The following is a 15,568-nucleotide window of genomic DNA, read 5'->3' as shown; positions in this document are numbered from 1 at the left end:
TGACCGTATCCGGTGGATCGCCCATGGCGGATCGCTCCCCGTGTCATCACTCCCCGTGACGGGGTGCCGGTACTGAACCTTCATCTACATACACATGTGGGCATAGATCGATCGCTATGGCATCTGTCCCTGTCAATTTCCGGCAGCTTCCGTAAGTGGACCCCGGAGTGCGCCCTGACCGGGTCTAGCGTCCCTGGCCCAAGGGGGACACGTGGCCCGGGGTACAGCCGGAGCGCTGCCCGATGCGGTGGGCGCCGACCGAGGGAGACCGCTGATGACCAAGCACCGTGGCGCCGATGCCCGCTCCCTGATCGACCTCGACCGGATCCTGGACGAGCTGAGACGACGAGGCTGCGCCGTACGCCATGTCGTGATCCTCTCCGGTGACGGGAGCACGGTGAGCGCGTCCCGGGGTCTCTCCCGCCCGGAGGCGGAGCAGCTCGCCGTCCTGGCCTCCGGCTTCCACGGTCTCGCCAGGAGCGCGGGGCGCCGGGCCCGTGGCGGCCGGACCCGGCCGGCCGTGATCGAGACGGAAGCGGGCCGCCTCGGCGTCGCGGCGCTCGGCGATGGCGGGTGTCTGGCCGTCCTGGGGGCCGCCGGAGCCGGCCCGGCCGCCGTCGCCGCCATGACCGCCCGGCTCGCGGAGCGGATGGCGGCCCGGCCGGCCGGTGGGCGCGGAGCGTGGCCCCGGCGCCGCTTCGGACGGCCCTTGCGGGGTACTCGGCCGGGTCTGCCGAGGACTACGGCGAAGGGACACGGTGATGCGAGCGGTGACGTGGCAGGGCCGGCGTGAGGTGAGCGTGGAGACGGTCCCCGACCCGATCATCAAGGAGCCCACGGACGCGATCGTCCGGATCACCACGACCGGGCTCTGCGGGTCCGACCTCCACCTCTACGAAGTGCTGACGCCCTTCATGACCCCGGGCGACATCCTCGGCCACGAACCCATGGGCATCGTGGAGGAGACCGGTCCCGAGGTGACGAACCTCAGCCCCGGCGACCGCGTCGTGGTGCCCTTCCAGATCGCCTGCGGCAACTGCTGGATGTGCCATTCCGGTCTGCCGTCGCAGTGTGAGACCACCCAGGTCGTCGAGCAGGGCATGGGAGCGGAGATCTTCGGCTACAGCAAGCTCTACGGCTCGGTACCGGGCGGCCAGGCGGAGTATCTGCGGGTGCCGCAGGCCCAGTACGGACCGATCAAAGTGCCGGAGGGCCCGCCGGACGACCGCTTCCTGTACCTCTCCGACGTCCTCCCCTCGGCATGGCAGGCGGTGGAGTATGCGGCCGTCCCGCAGGACGGCACGGTGGCGGTGCTCGGACTCGGCCCCATCGGCGGGATGGCCTGCCGGATCGCGACCGTGCAGGGAGCCGGGCGGGTCATCGGGGTGGACCTGGTGCCCGAGCGGCTGCGGCGGGCGCGGGCGGACGGTGTGGAGGTGTTCGACCTCCATGACTTCGGCCGTCAGGAGGACCTCGTCGAGGCGATCGTGTCCCTCACCGACGGCCGTGGACCGGACGCGGTCATCGACGCGGTGGGCACCGAGGCCCACGGCAGTCCGCTCGGCCGGACGGCCCAGCGGGCCGCGGGGTTCCTCCCGCGGGACTGGGCCGCCCGGCTCACGGCGAAGGCCGGGGTCGACCGGCTGGCGGCGCTGCGCCTCGGCGTAGCGCTGGTACGGCGCGGCGGCACCATCTCCCTCAGCGGGGTGTACGGAGGGAACGCCGATCTGCTGCCGCTGATGACGATGTTCGACAAGCAGGTCCAGCTCCGGATGGGCCAGGCGAACGTGCGGCGCTGGGTCGACCACATCCTGCCGCTGCTGACGGACGAGGACCCGCTGGACGTCGACGGGTTCGCCACGCACCGCATGCCCCTGGACGAGGCTCCCCGCGCCTACGAGTTGTTCCAGCACAAGGACGACGGGGCGATCAAGGTCCTGATGCGCCCCTAGGCGCCTGGGGCTCTCACAGCCTTGGACTGTCCCTGGCCGCCTCTGGCGGTGAGTGGGCAACAGTCCGCCACGAAGCGAAGGATTTCGGTCGAATGTCGTCAGCCGCTGACTAGTCGGCGAGGTCGGCCATGCCGATGACCTTCTCGACGCGCACCCTGACCAGCAACTCGCCCGGCACACCGTTGCGCGCCCCGAACTCCTCGGCGCGGTCCTCGCCCATGTACCGCGCGGCGATCCGGGTCGCCCACTCGCGGACCTGAGCGAGGTCGTCGATGAGCTCGGCGCGGCCCTGCACGGTGACGAACGAGAACGGCGGCCGGTCGTCGTCCACGCAGAGACTGACCCGGCCGTCCCGGGCCAGATTGCGTCCCTTGACCGTGCCCTGGCCCGTGTTGAAGACGAGATCGTCGCCGTCGAGCAGGAACCAGACGGGTGCGATGTGCGGGCTTCCGTCGGCCCGTACGGTCGACAGCTTCCCGGTGCGGGTGCCCTCGGAGACGAACTTCTGCCACTGATCCTTGGTCATTTTCTGTGCCATGTCTCCATCCTGCGTCAAACAGCCCACATCCCTGTGATGACGGACAGGGCGGGTTGCCCAGACGGCGGCAGTGAGAAAGGCTGGCACGCAGCTCTGGGGAATCGGGGAGGAAAACGACATGGCACTCCACAAGGGCCTCGACTGGTTACTGGACGACCTGACCGAGCGCATCGCGGAGATACAGCACGCGCTGGTGCTGTCGAACGACGGGCTGGTGACGGCGGCGAGTTCCACGCTCGAGCGCCAGGACGCCGAGCATCTGGCGGCGGTCGCCTCCGGGCTGCACAGTCTCGCCAAGGGCTCCGGTCTGCATTTCAAGACCGGACGGGTGCGGCAGACGATGGTCGAGTTCGACGAGGGCGTCCTCTTCGTCACGGCGGCCGGTGACGGCAGCTGCCTGTGCGTGCTCACCGGGCCGGAGGCCGATGTGGGCCAGGTCGCCTACGAGATGACGCTGCTCGTCAACCGGGTGGGGGAGCATCTCGGCGTCGAGGTGAGACAGGAGAGTGGCGCGCCCCGCTGATCCGAGCCGGACCCGGCCGGACCATGCCGGGCAGTGGGCTCTTCGGTGGTGCTCACCTCTCTCCGACCTGCGCTCTGTGGGAGTTATCCACAGGCCTGACACGGCGTCGTGGCACGCGGCTATCGTCGTCACTGTCAGTGATTGATGGGTCGCGGGGGAGGGCATCGCCATGACCGTGCAGATGTACGCGGAGTTGAAGGAGCGCCAGGGTCCGCTGGGGCCGGGGTCGGCAGGGCCGGAGCCCGGCTCGGCCGAGGAATCGGGTTCGTGCGCAGACGGTGAGGGGCTCGCGTTCGGCGCGGCGGCCCGCGCCCTGGGGCTCAGGGTGCGGGAGTTCGAGCTCGCGGTGCAACTGGGCGAGGTGCGCACCGTCAGGACCGGGGCGGGCCCGCGGGTTGAGCAAGCCGAGCTGACGCGGCTGACCACCGCCGAGGGCTTTCCGGATGCGCTGGTCGCCCGGCTGCGGGTGGTCGGCACGGCGGACGGGGCAGCGCTGCTGGGCATCAGCCCGGGGCGGCTCACCCGGCTCGCCCGGGGCGGCTTCTTCGCCCCGGTCCGCTTCTATGTGAACCGCTATCGGGCCGTGGTGTGGCTCTATCGCGCCGCGGATCTCACCGAGTTGGCCGCGCGCCAGCCGGAGTTGCTGTCCGGCCGCACCCCGCCGGGGCTGAGCGCGGCGCTGGCCGCGGGGGAGGACCGGCGTGCCGAGACCTGGCGCGCCCGCCGGATCGAGCAGTTGCTCGCCCGGACCGAGGAGCCCTGGGCCCGCGCCGCGGTCCTCGCCGCGGCCCTGGGACCGGACGATCTGGCCTCCGTCGTCGACGACCCCCATGAGCGGGGTCGGCTGCGGGAGCTGCGCCCGGCCCTGATCCGGATCCGGTCCGACGGCGGACCGCTGCGCGACGTCATCGACAGGACGGTGACGGCGGATGACCCACGGGAGATCCGGCGCTACCGGGCAGCGCTCACCGAGGCCTTACGGGTCGCCCGCGCGGATCGCTCCGTACCGTGTCCGGAGGACACCCCGCGAAGCGGCGGGCGTCACCGCTCCGAGGACCGGCCGCGAGGGCTGTGGCGAAGGCTGTTCGGCAGGTGCTGAACCAGGGCCGGCGTTCGCGCGATCCGTGCCCTCGGCGTCAGCCCTTCTCCGCGGGGGGAGTCAGCGGCCGGAAGAGCCCCTCTTGCACCACCGAGACCAGCAGCTGTCCCTGACGGTTGTAGATCCGGCCGCGCGCCAGTCCGCGGCCGCCGGTGGCCACGGGAGACTCCTGGTCGTAGAGGAACCACTCATCGGTGCGGAACGGCCGGTGGAACCACATGGCGTGGTCCAGTGAGGCCATGTCGAAGCCCCGGCGGCCCCACAGCGGCTCGACCGGGACCCGCACCGCGTCCAGCAGCATCATGTCGCTCGCGTAGGTGAGCGCACAGGTGTGCACCAGCGGATCGTCCCCGAGCGGTCCGACCGCCCGCATCCAGACGGCGCTGCGCGGCTCCGCGCCCTTGAGCTCGTCATCCGTCCAGCGCAGCCGCTCCACGTAGCGGATGTCGAAGGGCTGACGGCGCTCCATCCGCGCGAGGGCCTCGGGGAGGGTCCCCAGATGGGCGCGGATCTCGTCGGGGAGTTTCGGCAGGCTCTCCGGCTCGGGTACCTCCGGCATCGGCAACTGCTGCTCGATGCCCGGCTCCGGAAGATGGAAGGAGGCCGTCAGATTGAAGATCGTCCGACCCTGCTGGACGGCGACGACCCGGCGTGTGGTGAAGGAGCGTCCGTCCCGGACGCGCTCCACCTGGTACACGATGGGCACGCCCGGCCGCCCCGGCCGCAGGAAGTACGCGTGCAGCGAATGCACCGGGCGCTGTCCGTCGGTGGTGCGCCCGGCCGCCACCAGCGCCTGCCCGGCCACCTGGCCGCCGAAGACCCGCTGGAGCGACTCGTCGGGGCTCAGACCGCGGAAGATGTTCTCCTCGATCCGCTCCAGATCGAGCAGATCCACCAGACGTTCGGCGGGATTGGTCATCAGCGGCGTTCCTTCGCTGTGGGTGCCCGCGAGGCGGCTCGCGGCGGGGACGGGGCTCAGGAGGCTACCCCGACAGCGGACCCACGTCGGTGATCCGGACCACGGCGCGGCCCTCCTCGTCGGAGGCGGTCAGATCGACCTCCGCCGAGATACCCCAGTCGTGGTCGCCCTTGGGGTCGTCGAAGGTCTGCCGCACCCGCCACAGCCCGTCCTCGGGGTGCTCCTCGATCCGCAGCAGCTTCGGCCCGCGGGCCTGCGGTCCGGTGCCCAGGTCCTCGTACTCCTCCCAGTACGTGTCCATCGCCTCTGCCCAGGCGTCCTCGTCCCAGCCGGCGTCGGCGTCCATCTCGCCGAGTTCGCCGACGTGGTCGAGTGCGGCCAGCTCCACCCGGCGGAACAGGGCGTTGCGCACCAGGACGCGGAAGGCGCGGGCGTTCGCGGTGACCGGCCGGACCTGGTCGGCGCGCTCCTGCGCCTCCTCCGCGGACTCCTCCTCCGGATTGGCAAGCTGCTCCCATTCGTCGAGGAGGCTGGAGTCGACCTGGCGCACCATCTCACCGAGCCAGGCGATGATGTCCTCGAAGTCGTCCGACTTCAGATCGTCGGGCACCGTGTGGTCCAGCGCCTTGTAGGCGCCGGCCAGGTAGCGCAGCACGATGCCTTCGGTCCGGGCGAGGTCGTAGAACGAGGTGAACTCGGTGAAGGTCATCGCCCGTTCGTACATGTCGCGGATCACCGACTTGGGCGACAGCGGATGGTCCCCGACCCACGGATGGCTCTTGCGGTAGAGGCCGTAGGCGTGGGACAGCAGCTCCTCCAGCGGCTTGGGGTAGGAGACGTCCTGGAGGCGCTCCATGCGCTCCTCGTACTCCACCCCGTCCGCCTTCATCGCGGACACCGCCTCGCCGCGCGCCTTGTTCTGCTGGGCGGCCAGGATCTGCCGCGGGTCGTCGAGCGTCGACTCCACGACCGAGACCATGTCCAGCGCGTAGGACGGCGATTCGGGGTCCAGCAGCTCGAACGCGGCGAGCGCGAAGGTGGACAGCGGCTGGTTGAGCGCGAAGTCCTGCTGCAGATCCACCGTCAGCCGGACGATACGGCCCTCGGCGTCCGGTGTGTCGAGCCGCTCGACCACACCGCCGTCCAGGAGGGAGCGGTAGATGGCGATGGCCCGGCGGATGTGCCGCAGCTGGTTCTTGCGCGGCTCGTGGTTGTCCTCCAGCAGCCGCCGCATGCCCTCGAAGGCATCGCCCGGGCGGGCGATGATCGACAGCAGCATCGCGTGGGTGACGCGGAAGCGCGAGGTGAGCGGCTCGGGGTCGGAGGCGATCAGCTTCTCGAAGGTGTTCTGCCCCCAGTTGACGAAGCCCTCCGGCGCCTTCTTGCGGACCACCTTGCGGCGCTTCTTCGGATCGTCCCCGGCCTTCGCGAGCGCCTTCTCGTTCTCCACGACATGCTCGGGCGCCTGTGCCACCACGAAGCCCGCGGTGTCGAAACCGGCCCGTCCGGCACGGCCCGCGATCTGGTGGAACTCCCGTGCCCGCAGCGTCCGCACCCGCTGCCCGTCGTACTTCGTCAGCGCGGTGAACAGCACCGTCCGGATCGGCACGTTCACGCCCACTCCGAGGGTGTCCGTACCGCAGATGACCTTCAGCAGTCCGGCCTGCGCCAGCTTCTCCACCAGCCGCCGGTACTTGGGCAGCATCCCCGCGTGATGCACCCCGATCCCGTGCCGGACATAACGGGAGAGGTTCCGGCCGAACTTGGTGGTGAACCGGAAGTTGCCGATCAGCGAGGCGATCTCATCCTTCTCCTCGCGGGTGCACATATTGATGCTCATCAGCGCCTGCGCCCGCTCCACCGCGGCGGCCTGCGTGAAGTGCACGATGTAGACCGGCGCCTGCCGGGTCTCCAGCAGTTCGGTCAGCGTCTCGGTGAGCGGTGTCGTGCGGTACTCATAGCTGAGCGGCACCGGCCGCGTCGCCGACCGGACCACCGCGGTGGGGCGTCCGGTGCGCCGGGTCAGGTCCTCCTCGAACCGGTTCACATCGCCGAGCGTCGCGGACATCAGGATGAACTGCGCCTGCGGCAGCTCCAGCAGCGGGATCTGCCAGGCCCAGCCCCGGTCCGGCTCCGCATAGAAGTGGAACTCGTCCATCACCACCTGGCCGATGTCGGCGTCCTTGCCGTCCCGCAGGGCGATGGACGCCAGCACCTCGGCCGTACAGCAGATGACCGGCGCGTCCGCGTTGACCGACGCGTCACCGGTCAGCATGCCGACGTTCTCGGTGCCGAACATCTTGCACAGCTCGAAGAACTTCTCCGAGACCAGGGCCTTGATCGGCGCGGTGTAGAAGGTGACCTGGTCACGGGCGAGGGCTGCGAAGTGGGCGCCCGCCGCCACCAGGCTCTTCCCCGAACCGGTCGGGGTGGACAGGATGACGTTCGCACCCGACACCACCTCGATCAGCGCTTCCTCCTGGGCGGGGTAGAGAGAGATGCCCCGCTCCTCGACCCAGGACGAGAAAGCCTCGAAAAGGGCGTCGGGGTCGGCGTCGCTCGGCAGCTGATCGATAAGAGTCACGTCCCTATACTGCCTGCTTTCCCCGGCGGGACGGGAACCGGCCGTGCGCACGAAGATCGTCCGCCGCTAGGGTGTGGCGGGCCGAGACAACCAACTCCCGCCTGGGCGCGGGCACGAACAGGGGCGGGGTACGACCATGATGGGACCGGCGCATTCGCTGTCCGGAGCGGCGGCCTGGCTGGGGGTGGGGGCGGCGGCCGCGGCGGCCGGCCACGAGATGCCCTGGCCGGTGCTGGTCGTCGGAGCGCTGATCTGCGCCGGAGCGGCGCTCGCCCCCGACCTCGACCACAAGGCGGCGACGATATCCCGCGCCTTCGGGCCGATCTCCCGGGGCCTGTGCGAAGTGATCGACAAGATCTCGTACTCGGTCTACAAGGCGACCAGGAAGCCCGGCGACGCCCGCCGTACCGGCGGGCACCGCACCCTCACCCACACCTGGGTCTGGGCCGTCCTGATCGGTGGCGGTGCCTCGGTGCTCGCCGTGGTCGGCGGCCGCTGGGCCGTCCTCGGGATCCTCTTCGTCCATATGGTGCTGGCCGTCGAGGGGCTGCTGTGGCGGGCGGCCCGGGTGTCCAGCGATGTGCTGGTCTGGCTGCTCGGCGCGACGAGCGCCTGGATCCTCGCGGACATCCTGAACAAACCGGGCAACGGTGCCGACTGGCTCTTCACCGCGCCCGGCCAGGAATACCTCTGGCTGGGACTGCCGATCGTCCTCGGTGCCCTGGTGCACGACATCGGCGACGCCCTGACCATCTCCGGCTGCCCGATCCTGTGGCCCATCCCGATCGGCCGCAAGCGCTGGTACCCGATCGGTCCGCCGAAGCCGATGCGCTTCCGTGCGGGCAGCTGGGTGGAGTTGAAGGTGCTGATGCCGGTCTTCATGGTGCTCGGCGGAGTGGGCGGCCTGGGCGCACTCGGCATCATCTGACCGCTTGCGTACGGCGTCCGGCCGCCCCGGCCCGGGTTCCACCGGGCCGGGGCGTCAGCCGGGACGCGTCGGCGCCGGCGGACTCACCGGTGCCAGGAGTGCCACAGCGCCGCGTACGCCCCGTCCGCCGCGACGAGTTCGTCATGGCTGCCGAGTTCGCTGATATGGCCCGCCTCGACCACGGCGATCACATCGGCGTCATGCGCGGTGTGCAGCCGGTGGGCGATGGCGACCACGGTCCGGCCCTCCAGCACCCGCCCCAGCGAGCGCTCCAGATGGCGCGCCGCCCGCGGGTCCAGCAGCGAGGTCGCCTCGTCCAGCACCAGGGTGTGCGGATCGGCGAGCACCAGCCGGGCGAGCGCGATCTGCTGTGCCTGGGCCGGGGTGAGCGCCAGCCCGCCCGAGCCCACCTCGGTGTCCAGACCGCTCTCCAGCGCCCGCGCCCACCCGTCGGCGTCCACCGCGCCCAGCGCCGCCCACAGCTCCGCGTCCGGTGCGGAGGTACGGGCCAGCAGCAGGTTGTCCCGCAGCGAGCCCACGAACACATGGTGCTCCTGGTTGACCAGCGCGACATGCTCGCGCACCCGCTCCGCGGGCATCCGCGCCAGCTCCGCGCCACCGAGGGTCACCTCGCCCGCCCGGGGCGCGTAGATCCCGGCGAGCAGCCGTCCCAGTGTGGACTTGCCCGCCCCCGAGGGCCCCACCAGCGCCAGCCGGGTCCCCGGCGGCACCCTCATGGACACCCCGTGCAGCACATCGCTGCCCGTCCGGTAGCCGAAGCGCACCTCGTCGGCGCGGACCTCCCGGCCCTCGGGTGCCACCCCGTCGTCACCGGGCCCCTCCTCGATCTCCCGCACCCCCACCAGCCGGGCCAGCGAGACCTGGGCGACCTGGAGCTCGTCGTACCAGCGCAGGATCAGCCCGATCGGCTCGACCAGCATCTGCGACAGCAGGGCCCCGGTCGTCAGTTCCCCGATGGACATCCAGCCCCGCATCACGCAGTAGCCGCCGATCATCAGCACCGAACCGGTGATCAGCGTGTACGTCACGTTGATCACGGGGAACAGCACCGACCGCAGCCAGAGCGTGTACCTTTCCCACGCGGTCCACTGGCGGATGCGCAGCTCCGACTGGGCGATCCGGCGGTCGCCCAGCCGATGGGACTCGATGGTGCGCCCGGCGTCCACCGTCTCGGTCAGGGAGGCCGACACCGCGGCGTACCCGGCGGCCTCCGAGCGGTAGGCGGACGGCGCCCGCCGGTAGTACCAGAGGCAGCCGACCACCAGCACCGGCAGCGCGACCAGGACCGCCAGGCCCAGCGGCGGGGCGGTCACGGTCAGCGCGCCCAGCAGCAGCCCGGTCCAGACGACACCGATGGCCAGCTGGGGCACGGCCTCACGCATGGCGTTCGCCAGCCGGTCGATATCGGTGGTGATGCGGGAGAGCAGATCACCGGTCCCGGCCCGCTCCAGCACCCCCGGTGGCAACCCCACCGACCGTACGAGGAAGTCCTCGCGCAGATCCGCGAGCATCTGCTCGCCCAGGACCGCGCCGCGCAGCCGCACCATCCGCACGAAGACGGTCTGTACCGCCAGCGCCACCGCGAACAGCGCGACGGTGCGCCCGATGTGCAGATCGTCCCGGCCCTCCGAGAGGTCCTCGACGAGACCGCCGAGCAGGTGCGGACCGACCATCGAGGCGAGTACGGCGGTGGCGTTGACCACCATCAGTACGGTGAACGCCCGGCGGTGCCGGCTCAGCAGCTCGCGGACGTAGGCCCGCACGGTGGGAGGTGTGCCGACCGGCAAGGTCGTCGCCGACTCCGGTGCGGCCGGGTCGTAGGCGGGGGGTGCCACGCCGATCATGCCGACTCCTCGATCTGTTCCTCGATCCGCCCGGCGTCCCCGGGACCCTCGCTCTCCGGCCACGGGAGCGAGCCGGACCGGGCCGCGACTCCGTTCAACGGCTGGGCACCGGTCACTTCCTTCGTGCCGTCCGGCCCGTTGGGCGGAGCCGCCCGCCCGCCGGGCTCCTCCTCCGGCTCACGGGTGACGACCGCCCGGTACTCGGGGTCGTCGCGCAGCAGCTCCCGATGGGTGCCCGCCCCGGCCGCCTCGCCCTCGCGTACGAAGACCACCCGGTCGGCCCGGTCCAGCAGCAGGGGGCTGGAGGTGAGGACGACCGTGGTCCGGCCCTCCCGCAGCCGCCGCACCCCCTCGGCGATCCGTGTCTCGGTGTGCGAATCCACCGCGGAAGTGGGCTCGTCGAGCACCAGCACCTCCGGGTCGGTCACCAGCGAACGGGCCAGCGCCAGACGCTGCCGCTGGCCGCCGGAGAGCGAGCGGCCGCGCTCGGTGATCCGTGTGCGCAGCGCGTCGGCCTCGCCCTCCTCGTCCAGGGACGCCTGCGCCAGCGCCTCCAGCACATCGCCGCACTGGGCCGCGTCCAGCGCCTCCCGCGCGGTGACCCGGCCCGACCGCGGTACATCGAGCAGTTCGGTGAGCGTCCCCGAGAGCAGCACCGGATCCTTGTCCTGTACCAGCACCGCGCCGCGCGCCGCGGCCAGCGACAGCCCGTCGAGGGCGACCCCGCCCAGCAGCGCGGACGGCGCCGGCCTCGCGTCTCCGGCATCCGCACCGTGCTCCGGGGGATGCCCGCCCAGCCGGTCCGCCAGCCGTCCCGCCGCATCTGGATCACCGCAGACCACGGCGGTCAGCCGGCCGGCCGGTGCCAGCATGCTGCTCGCCGGGTCGTACAGATCGCCGCCGGATGGGGCCGGCCGGTCGTCCCCGGCGCCTGCGCCGTGCGCCTCGCCGGGCGTCCCCTCGGCGCCGTTGCCCTGCCCAGGCGCCGGACGCTCCAAGGCCAGCACGCGCGCCGCCCGCCGCGCGGACGGCCGGGAGAAGGAGTACGCCATGGCGATCTCCTCGAAGTGGCGCAGCGGGAAGAGGAGGAAGGTGACCGCGCTGTAGACGGTGACCAGCTCACCTACCGCGATCCGTCCGTCCTGGGCCAGCGCCGCGCCGTACCAGACAACACCGATCAACAGCAGTCCCGGCAGCGCCACCTGGACGGCGGCGATCAGCGCCCACATCCGCGCGCTGCGCACCGCGGCCACCCGCACCTCCTGCGATGCGCGCCGGTAGCGCCCGAGGAACAGTTCCTCGCCGCCGATCCCGCGCAGCACCCGCAGCCCGGCCACGGTGTCCGAAGCCAGCTCGGTCGCGCGTCCCGCCTTGTCCCGCTGCTCCTCGGCCCGCCGGGCGGCGGGCGGCAGCAACGGCAGTACGGCAAGCGCCAGCGCGGGCACCCCGACGGCCACCACCGCGCCCAGCGCCGGCTGGTAGAGGACCAGGGCCACGCACACCCCGATGGTGGTGACGGCGGCCGCGGTGAAGCGGGACAGCGCCTCGACGAACCAGCCGATCTTCTCGACGTCGCCGGTGGAGACCGCCACCACCTCGCCCGCGGCCACCCTCCGGGTCAGCGCCGAGCCCAGTTCCACGGCCTTGCGGGCCAGCAGCTGCTGCACCCGTGCCGCCGCGGTGATCCAGTTGGTGACGGCCGCCCGGTGCAGCATCGCGTCCCCGAGCGCCGTGAGCACGGTCAGTCCCACCATCAGCGCGCCGGCCTGCGCGAGCCGCGCACCGGAGCGGTCCACCACCGCCTGCACCCCGAAGCCGATCGCCGCGGGGAAGCACACCAGGGCCGCCATGTGCAGCAGTCCCCACAGCGCGGCCTTGATCTGCCCGCCCAGCTGGTTCCTCCCGAGCCAGAGCAGAAACCGGGGACCTGACCGTACGTCGGGTCTGCCGGGATCGGTGTACGGAAGATCGCGAATGTGCATGACGTCCCAGGTCTCGGGCGGTGCGCGGGCTGGCGGACGGACGAGCCAGGTTCGCCCTTGGGGAGGTGCGAATTCAACTGGTTTTTCCACCAGGAGCAGGGAACACGCCACTCCGCCCGCGGTGCTTTCGTGCCGGGATGGGACGATGGGGGACATGCGAATGTCCGGCACGAAGTCCATCCGTACGGCGGCCGCGGCCGCCGCCGCCCTCCTGCTCCTCACGGCCTGTGGCGGTGGGGGCGACAGCGGTGGCGACAAGGGCGGCGAAGGCGGGCGGGCGCAGCGCGGCGGAGCGCCCGCGCCGGACCCCACCCGCATCCCGAAGGTCGGTGACGGCCTCCAGTCACGGATCCCCGCCGACGCCCGTCAGGTCATCGCGGTCTACGGCAAAGGCGTGAACTCCGCCGACTCCACCGTCGTGCTGTACACCAAGCGGGGCAAGTCCTGGGAGCGCACCCGGGATTGGGTCGCGCACAACGGCAAGCGCGGCTGGACGACGAGCCACCACGAGGGTGACAAGCGCAGTCCGGTGGGCGTCTACACGCTCAGCGACGCGGGCGGGGTGCTGCCCGATCCCGGCGCCCGGCTGCCCTACACCGCGTCCGGCTCCTTCGCCGCCCCGCACTACTGGCCCAAGTCGCACTGGACGGACTTCAACTACGTCATCGCCATCGACTACAACCGCGTCAAGGGCACCTCACCGCTCGACCCCACCCGCCCGGAGGGGCAGCGCAAGGGTGGGTCGATCTGGCTGCACATGGACCACGGCAGCGGTACGTCGGGCTGCGTCAGCCTCTCCAAGTCCGGTATGGAGTACCTGCTGAAGAACCTCGACCCGAAACAGCATCCGGTGGTGGTCATGGGGGACGGCGCGCATCTGGCCGCCTGAGGCCGCGCCGGTCCGACGTCGTGCCGGCCCGACGTGGTGCTGGCCTGACGCTGCGCCACCCGTCGTCCGCCCCGGCGCCCGTACCCCACCGGCGCAAGATTTTTCTGCAAGTGACTGGAAACATTTGCGCCATGTCTTGACGTGTTCAGCGCCAGACCGGCAGGCTGCCGTGCGGAACCACCGCCCCCGGGGCGGCAGTTCCGCTTCCCCCCACGGTGGCCTGGCGCGTGGCTGCCTTCGTGGGCACTTCGGTGCCCGGATCCCGAAGGAGCCGCTTTATGCGACACCGGTCCCGTCTGCTGGGCGGAACACTGGCCGGGCTGCTGACCGCAGCCGCCATCGCCACCGCCGCCCCCTGGCCCTCCCAGGCCACCCCACCGGGCGACAAGACGGTCACCGCCACCCTGTTCGAGTGGAAGTACGAGGCGGTCGCGCAGGCGTGCAAGGACTCGCTCGGCCCGGCGGGCTACGGCTATGTGGAGGTCTCGCCCGCCTCCGAGCACATCCAGGGCGGCCAGTGGTGGACCTCCTACCAGCCCGTCAGCTACCGGATCGCCGGACGGCTCGGTGACCGGGAGGCCTTCAAGAACATGGTGGGCGCCTGTCACCAGGCGGGTGTGAAGGTCATCGCCGACGCGGTCATCAACCACATGTCGTCGGGTTCGGGTACCGGCACCGGCGGTACGTCGTACTCCAAGTACACCTATCCGGGCACCTACCAGGACCAGGACTTCCACGGCTGCCGCAAGGACATCGCCGACTACAACGACCGCGGTGACGTCCAGAACTGCGAACTCGTCGGCCTCTCCGACCTCGACACCGGCAGCGACTACGTCCGCGGCGCCATCGCCGCGTACCTCGGCGACCTCCGTTCGCTCGGCGTGGACGGGTTCCGCATCGACGCCGCCAAGCACATGGCCGCCGACGACCTCGCCGCCATCAAGGGCAAGATGGCCGATCCGGGCCTGTGGGTCTCCGAGGTCATCTACGGCGGGGGCGAGGCCGTCTCGCCCGAGGAGTACACCGGGATCGGCGACGTCGACGAGTTCCGCTACGGCAGCCACCTCAAGAGCGCGTTCCAGGGCGGCGACATCGCCCAGCTGAAGTCGGTGGCCGACGGAAAGCTGAGCGGTGACAAGGCCCGGACCTTCGTCGACAACTGGGACACCGAGCGCAATGGCTCGACCCTCACCTACAAGGACGGCGCGTCCTACACCCTCGCCAGCGTCTTCATGCTCGCCTCGCCCTACGGTTCGCCGAACGTGTACTCCGGCTACGAGTGGACCGACAAGGACGCGGGCCCGCCCGCGGGCGGTGCGGCGAGCTGTAGCGACGGTGGGGGATGGACCTGCACCCACGCCAGGACCGACATCACCGGCATGGTCGGCTTCCGCAACCAGGTCGCCGGTGCCGAGCTCAAGGACTGGTGGGACAACGGCGGCAGTGCCCTCGCCTTCAGCCGTGGCGACAAGGGGTTCGTCGCCCTCAACAACGGCGGCGGTGAGCTGAGCGAGACCTTCCGCACCTCGCTCCCGGCGGGTACCTACTGCAACGTGGCCAAGGCGTCACCGGAGAAGTGCGAAGGCAATACGGTGACCGTCGCCGACGACGGCACGCTGCGCACCACCCTCCCGGCCAGGAGCGCACTGGCGCTGCACACCGGCGCCAAGGGCTGACCGCCCGCCCCCGACCGTCACCGACGCGCCCCGTGGACACCGGACCTGTCCACGGGGCGCGTCAGCACGGGCGGTCATGCGCGGTGGAGAGGGTGTCCAGCAGGCCGCCCAGGGTCTCCCGCTGCTCGGCGCTGAGCGGTGCCAGGATGTCCTCGGCTGCCGACCGCCGGGCTTCGCGCAGCGCCCGCAGCGTCGACCGGCCGGTGTCCGTGAGCTCGACCCGGATCACCCGCCGGTTGGTCGGATCCGGCATCCGGCGCACCGAACCGTGTGACTCCAGGGCGTCCACCAGCGTGGTCACCGCGCGCGGCACCACATCCAGGCGCCGTGCCAGGTCCGCCATCCGCGGTGGCTCGTCGGTGTGCGCGACCGTGCGCAGCAGCCGGGACTGCGCGGGGGTGATGCCCAGCGGCTCCAGGTGGCGCTTCTGGGCGCGGTGCAGCTTCCGGGTCAGCTGGAGCAATTGCTCCGCCAGGAGGCCGGAGGTCTCGGGCTCGGGCATGATCGGAAGTCTATCAGGATCGTGTTCATTGTGAGCTTAGGTAACAATGAGCTATGCTCCGATAGCTTCGCCGACCGGACCGTCCGGTCCCCGATGGTGGCGCCTTCCCCA

Annotated in this window: 13 protein-coding genes; 7 read left to right on the top strand and 6 right to left on the bottom strand. The window is 71.2% G+C overall.

Translation table 11 applies throughout. The features are described 5' to 3' along the window. Nucleotides 1-274 precede the first annotated feature (274 nt). Complete coding sequence (locus tag NMK44_RS33230) at nucleotides 275-793, top strand: roadblock/LC7 domain-containing protein (RefSeq protein WP_254750122.1); 519 nt, start codon at nucleotides 275-277, stop codon at nucleotides 791-793. Then, the gene (locus tag NMK44_RS33225; RefSeq protein ID WP_254750120.1) at nucleotides 762-1,952 is read left to right on the top strand and encodes a zinc-dependent alcohol dehydrogenase; all 1,191 of its coding nucleotides are present in this window, start codon (nucleotides 762-764) and stop codon (nucleotides 1,950-1,952) included. The genes NMK44_RS33230 and NMK44_RS33225 overlap by 32 nt, the downstream gene beginning before the upstream one ends. Nucleotides 1,953-2,061: 109 nt before the next feature. Here the strand turns inward: NMK44_RS33225 and NMK44_RS33220 are convergent, their stop codons facing one another. Continuing rightward, entirely contained in the window at nucleotides 2,062-2,490 is a 429-nt protein-coding gene (locus tag NMK44_RS33220) for a PPOX class F420-dependent oxidoreductase (protein ID WP_254750118.1), read from the bottom strand. A gap of 118 nt (nucleotides 2,491-2,608) precedes the next feature. On the opposite strand from NMK44_RS33220, the gene NMK44_RS33215 reads away from it, so the two are divergent. Then, nucleotides 2,609-3,013 carry a roadblock/LC7 domain-containing protein gene (locus NMK44_RS33215; RefSeq protein WP_254750116.1) on the top strand — a complete coding sequence of 135 codons (405 nt, stop codon included), beginning with the start codon at nucleotides 2,609-2,611 and terminating at the stop codon, nucleotides 3,011-3,013. A gap of 169 nt (nucleotides 3,014-3,182) precedes the next feature. Further along, on the top strand, nucleotides 3,183-4,112 hold the full coding sequence (locus NMK44_RS33210) for a DUF6397 family protein (protein WP_254750114.1): 930 nt from the start codon (nucleotides 3,183-3,185) through the stop codon (nucleotides 4,110-4,112). Between the two features lie 37 nt (nucleotides 4,113-4,149). Here the strand turns inward: NMK44_RS33210 and NMK44_RS33205 are convergent, their stop codons facing one another. After that, the gene (locus NMK44_RS33205) at nucleotides 4,150-5,031 is read right to left on the bottom strand and encodes an acyl-CoA thioesterase (RefSeq protein WP_254750112.1); all 882 of its coding nucleotides are present in this window, start codon (nucleotides 5,029-5,031) and stop codon (nucleotides 4,150-4,152) included. Nucleotides 5,032-5,095: 64 nt separating this feature from the next. Next, the gene (locus NMK44_RS33200) at nucleotides 5,096-7,615 is read right to left on the bottom strand and encodes a DEAD/DEAH box helicase (RefSeq protein WP_254750110.1); all 2,520 of its coding nucleotides are present in this window, start codon (nucleotides 7,613-7,615) and stop codon (nucleotides 5,096-5,098) included. 136 nt (nucleotides 7,616-7,751) lie between these two features. On the opposite strand from NMK44_RS33200, the gene NMK44_RS33195 reads away from it, so the two are divergent. Then, entirely contained in the window at nucleotides 7,752-8,543 is a 792-nt protein-coding gene (locus NMK44_RS33195) for a metal-dependent hydrolase (RefSeq protein ID WP_254750108.1), read from the top strand. An 83-nt stretch (nucleotides 8,544-8,626) separates the two neighbouring features. Here NMK44_RS33195 and NMK44_RS33190 read toward each other — a convergent pair whose 3' ends face one another. Together NMK44_RS33190 and NMK44_RS33185 are read right to left on the bottom strand one after the other, a co-directional pair. Beyond that, nucleotides 8,627-10,408, bottom strand: coding sequence for an ABC transporter ATP-binding protein (locus NMK44_RS33190; protein ID WP_254750106.1), 1,782 nt, complete (start codon nucleotides 10,406-10,408; stop codon nucleotides 8,627-8,629). Beyond that, nucleotides 10,405-12,390, bottom strand: coding sequence for an ABC transporter transmembrane domain-containing protein (locus NMK44_RS33185; protein WP_254750103.1), 1,986 nt, complete (start codon nucleotides 12,388-12,390; stop codon nucleotides 10,405-10,407). The genes NMK44_RS33190 and NMK44_RS33185 overlap by 4 nt, the downstream gene beginning before the upstream one ends. A gap of 154 nt (nucleotides 12,391-12,544) precedes the next feature. Between NMK44_RS33185 and NMK44_RS33180 the strand changes: the two genes are divergently transcribed. After that, the gene (locus NMK44_RS33180; RefSeq protein ID WP_254750101.1) at nucleotides 12,545-13,279 is read left to right on the top strand and encodes a L,D-transpeptidase family protein; all 735 of its coding nucleotides are present in this window, start codon (nucleotides 12,545-12,547) and stop codon (nucleotides 13,277-13,279) included. 278 nt (nucleotides 13,280-13,557) lie between these two features. After that, nucleotides 13,558-14,955 carry an alpha-amylase gene (locus NMK44_RS33175; protein WP_254750099.1) on the top strand — a complete coding sequence of 466 codons (1,398 nt, stop codon included), beginning with the start codon at nucleotides 13,558-13,560 and terminating at the stop codon, nucleotides 14,953-14,955. Nucleotides 14,956-15,016: 61 nt separating this feature from the next. Here the strand turns inward: NMK44_RS33175 and NMK44_RS33170 are convergent, their stop codons facing one another. Further along, nucleotides 15,017-15,457, bottom strand: coding sequence for a MarR family winged helix-turn-helix transcriptional regulator (locus NMK44_RS33170; RefSeq protein ID WP_254750097.1), 441 nt, complete (start codon nucleotides 15,455-15,457; stop codon nucleotides 15,017-15,019). Between the last annotated feature and the right edge of the window lie 111 nt (nucleotides 15,458-15,568).

Source organism: Streptomyces cucumeris, assembly GCF_024295805.1.
In the GTDB taxonomy this organism is placed as follows: domain Bacteria; phylum Actinomycetota; class Actinomycetes; order Streptomycetales; family Streptomycetaceae; genus Streptomyces; species Streptomyces cucumeris.
This window is presented reverse-complemented; position numbering and strand designations above follow the sequence as displayed.